Below are 15,341 nucleotides of genomic sequence, written 5' to 3' on the forward strand. Positions count from 1 at the left end.
TTCTCATGCGCCAGGGAAGCAGGCGATGCCCGACTCGTTCGCAGGCGACGCTCGCGGCCGTCTCCCTCCTCCTCGGCGCCATCGCCACCCTCACCACCGCGTGGGCCCCCGGCATCATCGACGGTCTGCGGGCCACGCCGCGGAGACAGTGGTGGCCCGACGTGGAGTCCGAGTTCATCGATGCTCGCGGCATCTGCGTCGGGAGCATCGACTCAGGCTGGTGGACTGCCCACAGCGAGTTCCCTCCCTTTGCCCTGTTTGACGTTGGATCGAACCATGTCGGCTTCCTCGCCGCCATGCCGCGCAAACTCCCGATGACCCATCTACCTCGATGGGCCGCGACGCCCCCGATGCGTTCTGTTGACGGCCAAGTCCCGCCGTTCTACACGATCGATGCAACAGGGCTGCCGTGGCGCTGCGCTAAGTCGGCTGGTCTCTGGATAGGGGACTACACCCTCGAACACCAGGGCGCCTGGGTGTTCCGTCTCCATGGAACCACCCACTGGACCGTCCCATTCTCCCCCATCTGGCCCGGCCTGATCGGCAACCTGATCGTCTGGTCCACGCTCGCCGCTCTCCTCCTCTGGAGCCCCGCGGCCGCGCACCGCTGGTATCGCCGCCGCGCCGGTTGCTGTCCGACCTGCCGCTACGACCTCACCGGCCTCTCCCGCGGCGCTCCCTGCCCGGAATATGTGCAGTCTCATTCCTAGCAGCGCTGCTTCATGGTGCGACGAGCCAAATCCAGTGTGGCCCTCTTTGCGAGTGTCATGCTGATCGGCTTCCTGGTCACCATGGCAACCGCGTGGGTGCCCTAGATATCGCGCGGTCCAGCCTGTTTTCTCACGGCTTGACACACCACCTTCGTGGCCGCCGCCATCGCAAGGGCAACCGCCGGCCTGGTATCGGCACGAATGGTCATCGTCTCCGCCGACGCGTCGACCGAGAGCACCGACACCGTGGCGCCGGGACGGAGCCCGTGGCTGGCAATGAACTTCAGGAACGCAGCCTCCTGGTCGGCAATGCGCGACACGCGAACCCGTGCTCCCTCGCCGAATGACGACAGCAAGGCGCCCCGTGGCTCGGGGACCTGGCCTTCGGCGCTGGGAATGGGATCGCCATGCGGGTCCACGGAGGGGTGGCCGAGGTGCGCATCGAGCGCCGCCAGCACCACGGGCGAGATGGCGTGCTCGAGCCGTTCCGCCTCCGCGTGGACCTGCGACCAGTCGAGCTTGAGCGTCTCGACAAGGAAGGTCTCGACGATCCGGTGCCGCCGCAGGATGTCGAGCGCTGCGACCTCGCCCTTGGCCGTCAGTTTCACGCCGCCGAACCGCTCGTACCGGGCCAGCTTCGCCGCCGCCAGCCTCTTGATCATCGTCGTCGCGGTGCCCGTGGTGACCCCCACGATCGCAGCCACCCGCGTCATACCCGCCTCGCCGGTGGGCGATTCGCGGCAGAGCGTGTAAATGGCTTTCAGGTAGTTCTCGACGGTCTCGGTGGCCATGGGCGGGTCGCTCCCGCTCCGAGTGTAGGGCCGTGGTTGAAAGAGTAATCGGCTTGACTTCGATCAGTCAATCACTATAGTTTGAGTAATCAAACATTGCCGGGCTCCCCCGCCCACGAGGAGACTCCGCCATGCCCGCCCGCTTTCGGCTCGCCGTCCGCCGCAGCTCCGGCTTTACCCTCATCGAGTTGCTGGTGGTCATCGCCATCATCGCCCTGTTGATCGGCACCCTGCTTCCATCCCTTGGGGCCGCGCGCCGGGCCGGCCAGGGCGCGGTCTGCATGAGCAACATGCGGCAGATCGCCATGGCCGCTGTCATGTACTGTGACGACAACAAAGAACGCTTCCCCCGCACCATGGAGCCCCCCCCCGGAGGCATCCCCGAGACCATCAACTTCTGGGACATCCAGGGCTACCAGAACGCGCTCAACGAGTACATCGGCGGGATGCAGGGCGGTGTGGATGATGGGGGCCGCGAGCACAGCAAGCGCAACGTCTGGTACGACCCCGCCGATACCGATCGCGCCGTGCCGGCGATGTGGGGCTCGTTCAGCGACAACGGTCTCATCACCGGCATTGGAGCAAGGCAGCAGGACATTCAGCGCCCCAGTTCGTGCGTCTACGCCGCGCTCCGCCACAGCCGCTGGAGCGATGTCGTTCAAGTGCCGGTCCCCGAGCCGCTCCCCCTCGGCAGTCCGGACCATCCCTTCTGGTCCAGCGAGTTCTTCGACATGTGCTTCGACCCATGGTCTGACAGCACCGACCCGTCCGATCGGTACTACTGGCGGCGGGGAAAGGCCGCGCCCCCGGCGGAGCTCTTCCCCGGCGAACCGGGCGCGACGGAGTGGGCCCAGCAGATCGAGGGCCGCAAGCCGGACATCGCCGAAAACGGGCGAGGTCGCTACGGCAAGGGCGGGTACTACTCGTTCTGCGACGCACACGTCTCATTCATGCAGTTCGAGGACACGTACAAGAGCCCGGACAGCAACATGTGGAGCATCCGATGAGGAGGTCAACCTCGCCGGCCAAACCGTTGCTGCTGGATGGCATCGACATCGCGGGCGCTCCGCGGCTGGGTGCGTCTCGTCCCGTCACACCGCAAACGCGATGGAGTGTGTCCGGACGATCCCGGTTCCGCTGCATCGCCTGCACGCTGCTGGTGCTGGGGACAGTCGGCGCCGTCGCTTACTTCGCGACCCAACGGCGAATCCCCGCACGCGAAGTCGGACTGATCGGTCCCCAGGCTCGCCCGACACCGACGCCTCATCGGTGAAGAGCCGCCGTCATGGCTCGCGGCGACAGCCTCGGCACGTCCGCCACGCGCCAGAGCCCGCGCGGCTCGGTCGCGCCCTGCCATTCAGAATCTGGGTGGCGGCTCCTTTCACGCCTCCGCGCCGCAGAATTCCGCCACTACCCCGCGCCCCGTCCCCCTCTTCTCGCCCCTCCCCTATCCTTCCCTGATGCACGCCCCATCCACGAATCCTCCCTCTCCCGACATCCTCGCCGACCTTCCCGCCCCCATCATCGCCCGCGAGGGCTGGCCCATCGTCGCCGCCTTCGCCATCGGCTCCATCATCCTCAACATCCTCGCCGTCCGCTTCCTCGGCCCTTGGGGCTCCATCCCCGTCGCGGCTTCCCTCGCCCTCACCGTCTGGTGCATCTGGTTCTTCCGCGACCCGCCGCGGCGACTTCCCACCGATCCTCGCGCCATCATCTCCCCCGCCGACGGGGTCATCTGCGCCGTCGGCCCCGCCTCACCCCCGCCCGAACTCGGCGTCCCCGCCCACATCGCCACGCGCATGACGCGCATCAGCGTCTTCATGAACGTCTTCAACGTCCACGTCAACCGCGCCCCGATCGCCGGCACCGTCAGGAAGATCTCCTACCGCCCCGGCAAGTTCTTCAACGCCTCCCTCGACAAGGCCAGCGAGTTCAACGAGCGCTGCGCCCTCTGGATCGAGCCACGCTCCTCGTTCCTCTCCGCACGCCCGGACGCGGCGGGGAACGGCGGGAGGTCCGGCGAGGCTGGCCATGGGGGGGGAAGGGGGGAGGGGGGGGTGGCGTGTGTGCAGATTGCGGGGCTCATCGCCCGCCGGATCGTCTGCCGTGTGAAGGAGGGCGAATCACTCGCCGCCGGCCAACGATTCGGCCTCATCCGCTTCGGTTCCCGCGTGGATGTCTACCTTCCCGAGGGGATCCTGCCGATGGTCAAGAAGGGCGACCCCTCGGTCGCCGGTGAGACGATCTTCGCCGTCCTGCCCCTGCCCCCCTTTACCGACGCCCCCGCCGCGGACGCCCCCAAGGAGGCCGCTCGATGAAAACCGACGTCTTCATCGGCTACCCCTCCCGCAAGCGCGATATCCCCGTCCGCCGCCTCATCCCCAACCTCCTCACCGTCATCGCCCTCTGCTCCGGCCTCGCGGCGATCCACTTCGCCCTCAAGTCCGATTGGGACCGCGCCCTCTCCGCCGTCGCCGTCGCCGCGATCTTCGACGCCCTCGACGGCCGCGCCGCCCGCCTGCTCCGGGCCACCAGCCCCTTCGGCGCGGTCCTCGACTCGCTCTCCGACTTCCTCGCCTTCGGCGTCGCCCCCGCGCTGCTCCTCCACCAGTGGATGCTCGCCCGCACCGACGCGATCGGCCTCGCCGCCGTCATGACCTTCGCCCTCTGCGCCGCCCTCCGGCTCGCCCGCTTTACCGCCGCCGTCCAGCGGCCGCGGGTCGATCCCGATGAGCACGCCCCAGCGTGGACCAACAAGTTCTTCGTCGGCATGCCCACCCCCGCCGCGGCGGGCTGCGTCCTGCTCCCGATGCTGGTCGAGCAGTCCCGCCTGCTGAAGAACACCCGCTGGCCCGAGTGGTCCGTCGTGGTCTTCACCTTCGTGGTCGCCGGGCTGATGATCAGCCGTCTCCCCATGTTCTCGTTCAAGAAGGCCCGCATCGAGCGCCGCTTCGTCGTCCCCCTCATGGTCGTCATCGGCCTGCTCGTCGTCCTCGCCTCCCGCGATCCGTGGCTCACCGCCACGCTCATCTGCGGCGGCTACCTCCTCACCCTTCCCCTGAGCGTCTGGCGCTACCGCGAGCACCGCCGCGCCGACCACGCCGCCGCCTCCGCCCTCGCGACCACATCCGGCGACACCTCCCAGCACAGCGCCCCCCGCGGCCTCGAGCTGCGCCGCGCCGAATGACCAACGCCCATGACCGTGGCGATGCCCCATCACGCCGAGGCCCCCGCGCTCCCAACGGCCGTCGCCGACTTCTTCTCCCGTCGCGGCTGGACCCCGTTCGATTTCCAGCGCGAGTGCTGGAGCGCCTACCTCGACGGCGCCAGCGGCCTTGTCCACGCTCCTACCGGAGTCGGCAAGACCCTCTCGGTCTGCCTCGGCCCCATGATCGAGGCGCTCCACACCGAGGCACTCCGCGAGCCGCACAGGGCCGCGCCCGCGAACCCCAGCGCCCGGCGCCGCGCCCTTGCCCGTCAGGCCGCCGAACCCTTCCGCCTCCTCTGGCTCACGCCGATGCGAGCCCTCGCGGGCGACACGACGGCCTCGCTGCTCGAACCCTGCCGCGAACTCGGCCTCAACTGGACCATCGAGCAGCGTACCGGCGACACGCCCGCCACCCTCAAGAAGAAGCAGCGAGAGCGGCTCCCCACCGCCCTCGTCACCACCCCCGAAAGCCTCAGCCTGCTCCTCTCGTTCCCCGAGACGCGCGAGGCCATGCGCTCCCTCCGCTGCGTCGTTGTCGATGAGTGGCACGAACTGATCGGCACCAAGCGCGGCGTCCAGACCGAACTCGCCCTCGCCCGCCTCCGCGCCTGGTCCGCCGACCATCCGTACCCGCTCCGCACCTGGGGCCTCTCCGCGACCCTGGGCAACACCGAGCAGGCCGCCCGCGTCCTCCTCGGCCCCGCCGCGGTCGCCCCCAGGATCGTCCGCGGAATCGTGCCCAAGGCGGTTCAGGTCGACACCATCCGGCCCGCCAACATCGACCGCTTCCCCTGGTCCGGCCACATGGGCCTCAAGTCCCTCGATCAGGTCCTCGACGCCATCGAACGAACCTTCGCCGACGGCGGCGGTTCGACGCTGCTGTTCACCAACACCCGCGCCCAGGCCGAGATCTGGTTCGGCGCCATCTTCCGCGCCCGCCCCGACTGGCTCGGCACCGTCGCCATCCACCACGGCTCGCTGGACAAGAAACTCCGCTCGAAGGTCGAGGACCTCCTCAAGACCGGCGGGGCCGCCCGCGCCGGTCCCGGCCTCCGCTGCGTTGTCTGCACCTCCAGCCTCGATCTCGGGGTTGACTTCTCCCCCGTCGCCCAGGTCATCCAGGTCGGCAGCCCCAAGGGCATCGCCCGCCTCATCCAGCGCGCCGGCCGAAGCGGCCACCGACCCGGCGTCGCGAGCCGAATCCTCGGCGTCCCGACTAACGCGATGGAACTCGTCGAGTTCTCCGCCGCGAGAGAGGCCGTCGCCGCCGCGCGCGTCGAGTCCCGTATCCCGGTGGCGAGGGCTATGGACGTGCTCGTGCAGCACCTGGTCACCATCGCCGCGGGCGGGGGTTTCCTCGAGGCCGACCTCGCACGCGAGGTCCGCGACACGGCCGCTTTCGCCGACCTCTCCGACGGGCAGTGGACCTGGGCCATGGACTTTGTCCGCGGCGGGGGTGCCGCCCTCCACGCCTACCCCGAGTACGCCCGCATCGCCCCCGAGCGCGGCCTCGGCCCCCGGCTTGCCGTCGCCGGCGACCGCATCGCCCGCCGGCACCGCCTCAACATCGGCACCATCGTCGGCGAGCAGTCCATGCTCGTGAAGTTCCGCTCCGGTCGCACGCTGGGAACCATCGAGGAGTCGTTCATCACGCGTCTCCAGGTCGGCGACCGCTTCGTCTTCGCGGGGCGCGTCCTCGAACTGCTGCGCGTGCGCGAGATGACCGCCTACGCCACACCGGCCCGATCCCGCGGCGGCGCCGTCCCCCGCTGGAACGGCGGCCGCATGCCACTCTCCACCCAGCTCGCCGAGGGCGTCCGCCGCCGGCTCGACGAGGCCCGGCGCGGCGAATACACCGACGACGACATGCTCGCCGTCCGCCCCGTGCTCGAACTCCAGTCCCGCTGGAGCGTCATCCCCGGCCCCGACGACGTGCTCATCGAGGACATCACCACCCGCGATGGCCGCCACTGGTTCATCTTCCCCTTCGAGGGCCGCCTCGTGCACGAGGGCCTCGGCGCCCTCCTCTCGTACCGCCTCACCCGGCTCCGGCCCCGATCCGTCTCCGCCGTCTGCACCGACTACGGCATCGAGCTGCTCTCCCCCGATGGCGAGGATCTCGGCGAGGCCCAGTGGCGCGACATCCTCACCACCGACGGCATGCTCGACGACCTCCTCGCCTGCCTCAACTCGACCGAGCTCGCACGCCGCCAGTTCCGCGAGATCGCCCGTATCGCCGGCCTGGTCAACCAGGGAATGCCCGGAAGCCCAAGGCCCTCCCGCCAACTCCAGGCCTCCAGCGAGATGTTCTTCGAGGTCCTCAGCGAGTTCGACCCGGCGAACCTCCTCCTCGACCAGGCCCGGCGCGAGGTGCTGGAGAGCCAGCTCGAGATCCGCCGCCTCTGCGAGACGCTCGAACGCATCGCGCGCCAGCGGCTCGTCATCGTCCACCCGCGCGACCTGACGCCCTTCTCCTTCCCGCTCTGGGCCGAGAGCCTCCGGGCCACGCACGTCACCAGCGAGAGCTGGACCGCCCGCATCGCCAAGATGGCTCTCCGCCTCGAAGAGCAGGCCGCCGCAACCCGCGGCGACGCCCGACCAATGATCGGGCCCAAGAGCCCGCGAAAGCGCCCCGCGCGCCCGAAGGGAGGGAGACGTGCTGTTCCAAGCCGCCGGTGAGACCCTCGAAGCGCTCCCCTCCCGGGCGCTCTGGTGGGCACGCGAGCACACGCTCATCGTCGCCGACCTGCACCTGGGAAAGCCCGCCTCGTTCCGCGCCGCGGGAGTGCCGGTCCCCGAAGCGGCGACCGCATCCGACCTCGACCGCCTCGCGATCGCCGTCGAGTCAGCCGCCGCCCGCCGCGTCATCATCCTGGGCGACATGCTCCACGCCCGCGACGGCCGCACCGCCGCCACGCTCTCGGCGCTCGCGGCCTGGCGCTCCCGTCTCGTCGGCGTCAAAGTCACCCTCGTCCGCGGCAACCACGACCAGCGGGCCGGCGATCCGCCCGCCGATCTCGCCATCACCTGCGTCGACGAGGGTGTGCGAGAGGGACCCTTCGAACTCCGCCACCATCCCGCATCCGGCCACGCCTTCGTCCTCTGCGGCCACGTCCACCCCGTCGTGACGCTCCACGGCGGTTCCGGCCGCGCTTCGATGCGGGTCCGTTGCTTCCACCTCACCCCCGCCATGCTCACCCTCCCCGCCTTCGGCGCGTTCACCGGCGGGAAGGTCATCACCCCCCGTCCCGGCGAGCGGACCCTCCTGATCGGCCCCGACTGCGTCACCGAGGCCCCGTACCCCCTCGCCGCCTCGCTCGCATGATCGCCGCCGCGCTACCGCGGCTTCACCGGGTCGCCCGCGGCCGTCACCTCCACCGGCTCGGGCAACCCCGAACCCTTGATCTGCTCCATGATGAGTTCCTTGTCGCCGACGAGCACGAGCACCCCCTTCTCCAGCGGGATCGCGCCGGGCGAGATCGCCGAGAGTTCGCCCGCCGACACCGAGGCCAGCCCCGCCATGTCCGCGGCGATCGTGTCGAACTCCAGCCCCGCCGAGCGCCGCTCCGCGGCCTGCGCGATGATCCCGCGAAGCCCGGCGAACGCGTTGATCGTGTTGGTTCGGACCGTCTGCCGGGCCTTCTCGACCTCGTCCTCCGGGATCGGTTCAGCGGCCATCGCCGCGGAGCCGCGGAGGCGCGCGAACTCCTTCAGGAACTCGGCGAGCGCCGGGCCTGTGGTATCGGCCTTGACCGACGACGTCGCGACGAAGTACCCCTGTGTTGGGCCCATGGTGTACCCGGCGCGGGCGCCGTAGGTGTAGCCGTGTTCCTCGCGGAGATTCTGGTTCAGCCGGCTGGTGAACGACCCGCCCAGCAGCGTCGACAGCACCTCGTAGGGCACACGCTCAGGGTCGCCCATCTTCGGCCCCGGCATGATGAACCGGATCACCGTCTGCACCGCGCCGGGGCGATCGACGAGCACCACCCGCGGAGCATCCGCCATGGGGATCGGCGATGTGGCGGGCCGGGAGGGCGGTGTTCCCGTCGGCCGGAAGGATTCGAAGAGGGGGCCAAGCGTCGCGCGGACGTCGGACTCCGAGATGTTGCCGGCGATGAGGATCGCGGCGAGGTCCGGGGTGTACATCTCGCGGTACGCCGACTTCACATCGGCGAGCGTGAGCGGTTCCACGCTGGCCGGGGTTCCCTCGGAGGACCAGCCGTACCGGTTGGCATCGCCAAAGAGCGTGCGCAGGCCGACGCGAGAGGCGACCACCGTGGGCTCGTCGTCCTCTTGCCGGAGGCCCTCGAGCTGCAGCCCCTTGACGCGGTCGAAGTCCTTGGCGTTCATCCGCGGCCGCAGGATCGCGTCGGCAACGAGCCGGGCCGCCTGCGGGAAGTTGCGGCGCAGCACGGTGATCGAAACCGCGGCGTCGTCGCGGTCGGCGCCCGAGGCGAAGCTGGCGCCGAGGGACTGGATGGCCTTGCTGAACGCGACCGAATCGAGGTCGCCCGCCCCCTCGCCGAGCATGGACGCGGTGAGCGAGGCCAGCCCGGCGCGATCGACCGGCAGGCGCACCGGGGCCCCCGCGAAGAGCACATCCATCGCGACCAGCGGCAGGTCGTCGCGCTGCCAGAGCATGACCGGGACGCCGCTGGCCAGCGTGAACCGAGCCGGCGACGGCGGGGCAAACGGCTTCGCGGCGAGGTCCGCCGGGCGAGTGTCGCGTGCGGAGGGCGGCTGCTCGGATTCCTCCGGGAGCACCCAGATGATGGCCCGGGCGCTGGGCGTGAGCGTGCGGGCCGCCCAGTCCTTGACCGTCGCCGGAGTCGCATCGCGGAAGCGCTGCAGATCGCGGGCGAACGAGTCGGGCTCGCCGAGGTAGTACTGGTACGCGTTGAGCTGGTCCGCCTTGGCCTGCACCGATTGCAGCCTGGCGAGCATCGCCATCTCGGTGGTGGCCTGTCGCTCCGTGAGCTCCTCGGGCGTGGGGCCGCCGGCGCACAGCCGGGCGATCTCCTCGTCGACCGCGCTCTCGACCGCTCCCAGATCGGCGCCGGGCTTGGCGTAGACCTCCACGAAGAACTGCGACCCGAGCACGTTGGAGTCGACAAACGCGCTGACGTCCACGCAGGTGGCGTCGTCGATCACCAGCCGCTTGTACAGGCGCGAGGCCTTGCCCTCGGCGAGGATCTCCGCCGCGAGGTCCATCTCCGCGGAGCCGGGGGCGTACGCGGCGGGCGCGTGCCACGCCATCAGGATCTTGGGCTGCTGGCACTTGTCGAGCATGGTGGTGCGGGCCACGCCGGCGAGCGTGGCGGGGGGCGCGGTGCGCTGCGGCGGCTCCTGCCCGGCGGGGATGGTCGCGAACAGGTCGTGGATCAGCGGCTTGATCGCCGCGGAGTCAAAGTCGCCCGCGACGACCAGCGACGCGTTGCGCGGCACGTAGTAGGTGGCAAAGAAGTCCTGGACGTCGGCGACGGTGGCGGCCTCGAGGTCCTCGTGCGTGCCGTAGACGGCGTTGTGGTACGGGTGGCCCTGCGGGTACAGCAGCCGGTAGATGAACTCGCCGGCCTTGCCGTAGGGGGTGTTCTCCACCTGCTGGCGGATCTCGTTGCGGACCACGTCCCGCTGCTTGTCGAGCTTGGCCTGGTCCATGGTCTTGCCGAGGTCCTCGAGCCGGTCGGCGTCGAGCCACAGCAGCGTCGGGAGGAGCGACGAGGGGCCGGAGGAGTAGTAGTTGGTGCGGTCGAGCGAGGTGGAGGCGTTGTTGGAGCCGCCGCCGCTCTCCATGACGATGTCGAAGTCGCTGCCCGGCACGCGGCGGGTGCCCATGAACATCAGGTGCTCGTAGAGGTGGGCGAAGCCGGAGCGGCCGGGGGGCTCTTCCTTGGCGCCGACGCGGTACCAGAGGTTCACGCTGGCGACCGGGAGGGAGTGGTCCTCGTGGAGGATCACCGTCAGGCCGTTGGGGAGGGTGTACTTCTCGTACTTGATGTGCTGCGCGGGCGCCAGGGCGGCGGTGAGCAGGAGGAGGCAGGCGGCAATGAGGTATCGCATGGCCTGATCGTACAGGCTCAGCGCCCGGCGCGCGGGCGGTTGATATGTGAGTTGATGCCCCATCCCCAGCCCCCCTGTTCCCCTGAAAGCCACCCATCGGATTTGAACCGACGACCTATGCTTTACGAAAGCATCGCTCTACCAGCTGAGCTAGGGTGGCGAAAGGCCCATGAGTATCGGCCCGTGGGTTGCGGAAGTCCACCCCCTCTGGCTGCGTCAGCAGCCGTTCTGGACGGCTGAGAGCCATTGCTGCACGAAGACTGCGATATCGGTTGGGCCGTGGGTGCGGTCGCCGTCGGCGTCGGCGTACAGCGAGCCGTCGGTGAGGCCGGTGGTCCAGGCGTTGATGAAGTCGGCCAGGTCGACGGGGTCGATCTCGCCATTGCCGTTGTAGTCGCCGGGGCAGACGGTGGTGGGGTTCCAGACGGCGATGCCTCCTTCGGGGCGGGGGGTGCCGGTGTAGACGAGCCCGCCGATGGGTGAGAGCGTGCCGGTGGGGCCCAGACGCAGTGAGTAGATGCCCTGGACGCCGTCGAGGGCCGAGGTGTCGTCGGTGACGAAGACCAGGTCGCGGAGCGAGGCGACCTCACCGATGGCGCCCTGGAGGTTCTGGACGAGGAACGAGTTGCCGGTGGAGGTGAGCACGCCGGTGGAACTGGCCTCGAACGAGCGGAGCGTGGCGTCGGTGCCGTGGCCGACGAGGACGAAGCGGTCGTCGCCGTTGCTCGCGAGGTAGGCGGGGGAGTTGCCGGGGCTGGTGAAGGGGGAGCCGGGGATCGCGACCGGTGGCTGGCCGTCGGTATCGAGGCCGAAGCCGAGGATGGCGTGGCGGTCGCCGCTGATGCCGCCGCCGGCGTACATGAACTCGCCGGTGCCGGTGGTGATGATGTTCAGCGGGTAGTGCGCGAGCGGGGTGGCGCCGGCGTCGGTGAGCATGCCGTAGGTGGCGTCGTCGAAACTGATGAGCCACTGGCGGACTTCGAGGCTGGTCTGGGAGTTCTGGGTGTAGAGGTAGGGGCGGCTCGGGTGGTAGGCGAGGGCGGAGTTGAACGAGCCGGTGCTCTTGCGGTCGCGCTGGAGCAGCGACGGGGCGTCGGGGTTCCAGCGGTAGATGCCGACGGACGAGCCGCCGAGCTGGGTGGCGGTGATGGCGATGAGGTCGTCGGTGATCCAGACCATCGCGAGGGGGCTGTCGGGGACGAGGGCCTGGTGGTGGAGGGTGAGGGAGGCATCGGCGTTGACGCGGAAGAGGCGGACCTCCTCGAACTGCGTGGCGGAGGTGCCCGCCGCGGCGGCGAGCCAGCGGCCGGAGGGGGAGAGGGCGAGGGATTGGGTCCACGGTCCGGAGTCGGCGTTGCCGAGCAGCGTGAGCGTGCCGTCGGGGTTGACGCGGAGGGAGGCGACGGTGCCGCCGGCGCCGGTCTGGGAGTTGAAGTAGTAATGGCCGACGAAGACGGCGCGGAAGGTGGCCTGGGCGGAGGCGGTGGAGAGGGGGGCCGCGGCGAGCGCGGCGGCGGCGAGGAGGAGGGTGAGGGGACGGGGGGCGGGGAGTCCGGTGGTCATGGGACTGCTCCTGGTATGGCGTAACGAGGTCACGACGACGCCCCACGTAATCAGAGATGTTACCCGCCCGGTTCGGTGGCGCCGCGGAGGGTGCGGATGGCGACGGCGCGGCCGGCGACCGAGCGGACCTGGTCGAGTTGGCGGTGGCCGATGCGGCAGCGGATGACGGCGGCGCCGTTCTCGTAGTCGCGGCTGAGGACGGTGGCGAGGGTCTCGATGAGTTGGACGGCGCGGCCAGCTTCGAGCGGGAGTGTGATCTCGACCTCGGCGACGCCGCCCTGGGCCAGGGCGCGGACGCGGGCGCGGAGGGCTTCGAGGCCGGGGTCGGCGGCGTCGCGGGCGCAGATGGCGATCGAGCCGGGGACCTGGCGTTCCCAGACGAGGAGGTTGCGGTTGTCGTCGAGGCGGTCGACCTTGTTGAGGAGCAGGAGACGCTCGGGGGGCTTCCAGGCATCGAGCCGGGCGTCGGGATCGGAGCGGCGGGACCTGAGGTCGTCCTCGCGGGCGTCATCGAGGAGGTGGTCGAGGGTCTCGGTGACGGTCTGGTACTGCATTTCCGCCGCGGGATCGGAGGCGTCGAGGACGATGATGAGCAGGTCGGCGTGGGTGGCTTCCTCGAGGGTGGCGCGGAAGGAGGCGACGAGGTCGTGCGGGAGGTCGCGGACGAAGCCGACGGTGTCCGAGAGCATGACCTTGAGACCGCCGCCCGGCGCCTCGGCGTTGTCGGCGGCGGCGGGCGGGGTGAGGTCCCAGTTGCGGGTGCGGGTGACGAGGGTGGCGAAAAGGCGGTCGTCGGCGTAGGCGCCGCCGGTGGTGAGGGTGTTGAAGAGGGTGGACTTGCCGGCGTTGGTGTAGCCGACGATGCAGACGGTGAAGTTGTCGGCGCGGCGGTCGCGGACCATGCGGCGTTTGCGGGCGTGGATCTCGGCGAGTTCGCCTTCGAGGGCGAGGCGGCGTTTCTGGACGAGCCGGCGGTCGATCTCGAGCTGTTGTTCGCCGGGGCCGCGGGTTCCGATGCCGCCGATTCCGCCGTGGCCGACGATGCGTTCGAGGTGGTCCCACATGGCGCGGAGGCGGGGGTAGGTGTATTCGAGCTGGGCGAGTTCGACCTGGAGCTTGGCCTCGTGGGTGGTGGCGCGGGAGGCGAAGATGTCGAGGATGAGTTCGGAGCGGTCGATGACCTTCTTGCCGACGGTCTCCTCGATGTTGGCGATCTGGGATGGGGAGAGTTCGTGGTCGAAGATGACGGTGGAGGCGTTGAGGGACTCGCATAAGGCCTTGAGTTCGTCGACCTTGCCCGAGCCCATGAAGGTGGCGGAGACGGGCTTTTGGGCGCGCTGTTCGAGTTCGCCGACGACGATGGCGCCGGCCTGCTCGGCGAGGGAGCGGAGTTCGCCGAAAGGGTCGCGGAGGTCGTAGCGGGAGGTGGGGAGCCGGACGGCCGCGAGGACGGCGCGTTCGGATTGGACCTTGATGGTGGGGTCTTTGGGTTGCGGCACGGGTGGGGGTTGCGGGGCGGTGGCGTGGTGGGAGGCGGGGCTACACGTTATGCGCTGAGGTGTTGGAGGCGCGGGGTTCGCGGGTGCTAGGCTGCGATCCGGTTTGGGCGGGTGGGGCGTCGGGAGCGGTTGATGCGGTCGCGCAAGCCCGGGCTGGGGTTCATCCTGGTGACGATCGCCCTGGATGTGCTGGGGTTCGGGCTGCTGATTCCGGTCGGGCCCAAACTCGTGGAGTCGCTGCTGCACGGCGGGCTCGGGGGGACCGAGGCCGAGGCCGCGCCGAAGGTCGCGCTGCTGATGACCACGTGGTACACAATGTCGTTCCTGCTGGCGCCAACATTGGGGTGCCTGTCGGACCACTTCGGACGGCGGCGGGTGCTGCTGGTCTCGCTGCTGGGTTCGGGGATCGACTTCTTCGCGCAGGCGCTCTCGCCAACCCTCACGTGGCTGTTCATCACACGGGCGATCAACGGGCTGTCCGGGGCGAGCCTGACCGTCGCCAACGCGTACATCGCCGATGTCACCCCGCCGCAGAAGCGGGCCGCAGCCTACGGCATGGTCGGGGCCGCGTTCGGGCTGGGGTTCGTGATCGGGCCGCTGCTGGGCGGGGTGCTGGGAGGAGTGAACATCCGGTTGCCGTTCTTCGTGGCCGGGGGGCTGACGCTGTTGAACTGGCTGTACGGGTTGTGGGTGCTGCCCGAGTCGCTGCCGGAGGATCGGCGTCGGCGGTTCAGCCTCGCGCGGGCGAACCCCGTCGGCGCGCTGCACGCGGTCGGGCGGTACCCGTTGGTGACCGGGCTCGCGATTGCGATGTTCATGCTGAACATGGCGCAGTTCGCGCTGCATGCCACGTGGGTCCTGTACACCGGGCATCGCTACGGGTGGGAGTCGGAGAAGGTCGGGTTGTCGCTGTTCGCCGTCGGGATCGGGGCCGCTGTCGTGCAGGGCGGGCTGGCGCGGAAGATCATCCCGGCGCTGGGGGAGCGGCGGTCGCTGATGCTCGGGCTGGCGCTGGGGGTGCTGAGTTACATCGGATACGGGATGGCGACCGAGGGGTGGATGATCTTCGTGGTGATCGCCATCGGGTCGCTGGGTGGGATCAGCCAGCCGGCCGGGCAGGCTCTCATCACCCGGGCTGTGAGGCCGGACGAGCAGGGGGAGATCCAGGGCGCGCTGACGAGCCTGCAGAGCATCGCCGGGATCCTGGGGCCGCCGGTCGGCGGCACGGTGCTTGGTTACGCGATCGGCGGCCACGCCGCGTTCAACATGCCCGGGGCGAGTTTTTTCGTCAGCGCCGGGCTGGCGGGAATCGGATGGATCATCGCGGGGTGGGCCGTGCGGCGTGGCGGCGGGGAGGGAGCCGAGGAGGCGGTTGGCGCGGCGGCGGCGGAGTAGTTCCTCGCGGGCGAGATCGTCGGCAGAGGGCTGGCGGGGCTCGGGCTCGGGGCGGTCGCGCGGGTCGCGGGGTTCGGCGATGGAAGGCGGGGCCGGGGTGGGGGCGAGGGAGCGG

10 protein-coding genes, 1 tRNA gene and 1 pseudogene are annotated in these 15,341 nt (G+C 70.0%); 7 read left to right on the top strand and 5 right to left on the bottom strand.

The features are described from left to right. The first annotated feature begins 5 nt into the window (after positions 1 to 5). Positions 6 to 710 carry a hypothetical protein gene (locus tag KF745_13055; protein MBX3359342.1) on the top strand — a complete coding sequence of 235 codons (705 nt, stop codon included), beginning with the start codon at positions 6 to 8 and terminating at the stop codon, positions 708 to 710. A gap of 101 nt (positions 711 to 811) precedes the next feature. Here the strand turns inward: KF745_13055 and KF745_13060 are convergent, their stop codons facing one another. Further along, positions 812 to 1,501: a metal-dependent transcriptional regulator gene (locus KF745_13060; GenBank protein ID MBX3359343.1), complete on the bottom strand. Its 690-nt coding sequence runs from the start codon at positions 1,499 to 1,501 to the stop codon at positions 812 to 814. Positions 1,502 to 1,632: 131 nt separating this feature from the next. Here KF745_13060 and KF745_13065 point away from each other — a divergent pair. The 5 genes and pseudogenes from KF745_13065 (at position 1,633) to pdeM (ending at position 8,034) form a co-directional block, all read left to right on the top strand. After that, a pseudogene (locus tag KF745_13065) lies at positions 1,633 to 1,761 on the top strand (prepilin-type N-terminal cleavage/methylation domain-containing protein). A 1,200-nt stretch (positions 1,762 to 2,961) separates the two neighbouring features. Beyond that, the gene (locus KF745_13070; protein ID MBX3359344.1) at positions 2,962 to 3,819 is read left to right on the top strand and encodes a phosphatidylserine decarboxylase; all 858 of its coding nucleotides are present in this window, start codon (positions 2,962 to 2,964) and stop codon (positions 3,817 to 3,819) included. After that, the gene (locus KF745_13075) at positions 3,816 to 4,688 is read left to right on the top strand and encodes a phosphatidylcholine/phosphatidylserine synthase (protein ID MBX3359345.1); all 873 of its coding nucleotides are present in this window, start codon (positions 3,816 to 3,818) and stop codon (positions 4,686 to 4,688) included. The genes KF745_13070 and KF745_13075 overlap by 4 nt, the downstream gene beginning before the upstream one ends. Before the next feature lie 21 nt (positions 4,689 to 4,709). After that, positions 4,710 to 7,388 (top strand): ligase-associated DNA damage response DEXH box helicase, encoded by a 2,679-nt coding sequence (locus KF745_13080; GenBank protein MBX3359346.1) that lies wholly within the window; start codon positions 4,710 to 4,712, stop codon positions 7,386 to 7,388. Further along, positions 7,366 to 8,034, top strand: coding sequence for a ligase-associated DNA damage response endonuclease PdeM (gene pdeM / locus KF745_13085; protein MBX3359347.1), 669 nt, complete (start codon positions 7,366 to 7,368; stop codon positions 8,032 to 8,034). The genes KF745_13080 and pdeM overlap by 23 nt, the downstream gene beginning before the upstream one ends. Positions 8,035 to 8,045: 11 nt before the next feature. Here the strand turns inward: pdeM and KF745_13090 are convergent, their stop codons facing one another. From KF745_13090 to hflX, 4 genes are all read right to left on the bottom strand, one after another. After that, positions 8,046 to 10,769, bottom strand: a complete 2,724-nt coding sequence (locus KF745_13090) for an insulinase family protein (GenBank protein MBX3359348.1) — start codon at positions 10,767 to 10,769, stop codon at positions 8,046 to 8,048. A gap of 87 nt (positions 10,770 to 10,856) precedes the next feature. Beyond that, positions 10,857 to 10,929, bottom strand: a tRNA-Thr gene (locus KF745_13095). 56 nt (positions 10,930 to 10,985) lie between these two features. Next, a complete protein-coding gene (locus KF745_13100) occupies positions 10,986 to 12,332 on the bottom strand; it encodes a beta-propeller fold lactonase family protein (GenBank protein ID MBX3359349.1) in 1,347 nt (448 codons plus the stop codon). Positions 12,333 to 12,391: 59 nt separating this feature from the next. Continuing rightward, positions 12,392 to 13,831, bottom strand: a complete 1,440-nt coding sequence (gene hflX / locus KF745_13105) for a GTPase HflX (protein ID MBX3359350.1) — start codon at positions 13,829 to 13,831, stop codon at positions 12,392 to 12,394. Between the two features lie 132 nt (positions 13,832 to 13,963). Between hflX and KF745_13110 the strand changes: the two genes are divergently transcribed. Next, a complete protein-coding gene (locus tag KF745_13110) occupies positions 13,964 to 15,226 on the top strand; it encodes a TCR/Tet family MFS transporter (GenBank protein MBX3359351.1) in 1,263 nt (420 codons plus the stop codon). Positions 15,227 to 15,341: the final 115 nt, after the last annotated feature.

It is taken from the genome of Phycisphaeraceae bacterium, from assembly GCA_019636655.1.
Lineage (GTDB): Bacteria > Planctomycetota > Phycisphaerae > Phycisphaerales > UBA1924 > JAHBXB01.

Coding starts and splice junctions, on each gene's coding strand:
- KF745_13110 (MBX3359351.1), top strand. CDS start 13,964: ATGCGGTCGCGCAAGCCCGGGCTGGGGTTCATCCTGGTGACGATCGCC.
- KF745_13060 (MBX3359343.1), bottom strand. CDS start 1,501: ATGGCCACCGAGACCGTCGAGAACTACCTGAAAGCCATTTACACGCTC.
- KF745_13075 (MBX3359345.1), top strand. CDS start 3,816: ATGAAAACCGACGTCTTCATCGGCTACCCCTCCCGCAAGCGCGATATC.
- KF745_13055 (MBX3359342.1), top strand. CDS start 6: ATGCGCCAGGGAAGCAGGCGATGCCCGACTCGTTCGCAGGCGACGCTC.
- KF745_13080 (MBX3359346.1), top strand. CDS start 4,710: ATGCCCCATCACGCCGAGGCCCCCGCGCTCCCAACGGCCGTCGCCGAC.
- KF745_13070 (MBX3359344.1), top strand. CDS start 2,962: ATGCACGCCCCATCCACGAATCCTCCCTCTCCCGACATCCTCGCCGAC.
- KF745_13090 (MBX3359348.1), bottom strand. CDS start 10,769: ATGCGATACCTCATTGCCGCCTGCCTCCTCCTGCTCACCGCCGCCCTG.
- KF745_13100 (MBX3359349.1), bottom strand. CDS start 12,332: ATGACCACCGGACTCCCCGCCCCCCGTCCCCTCACCCTCCTCCTCGCC.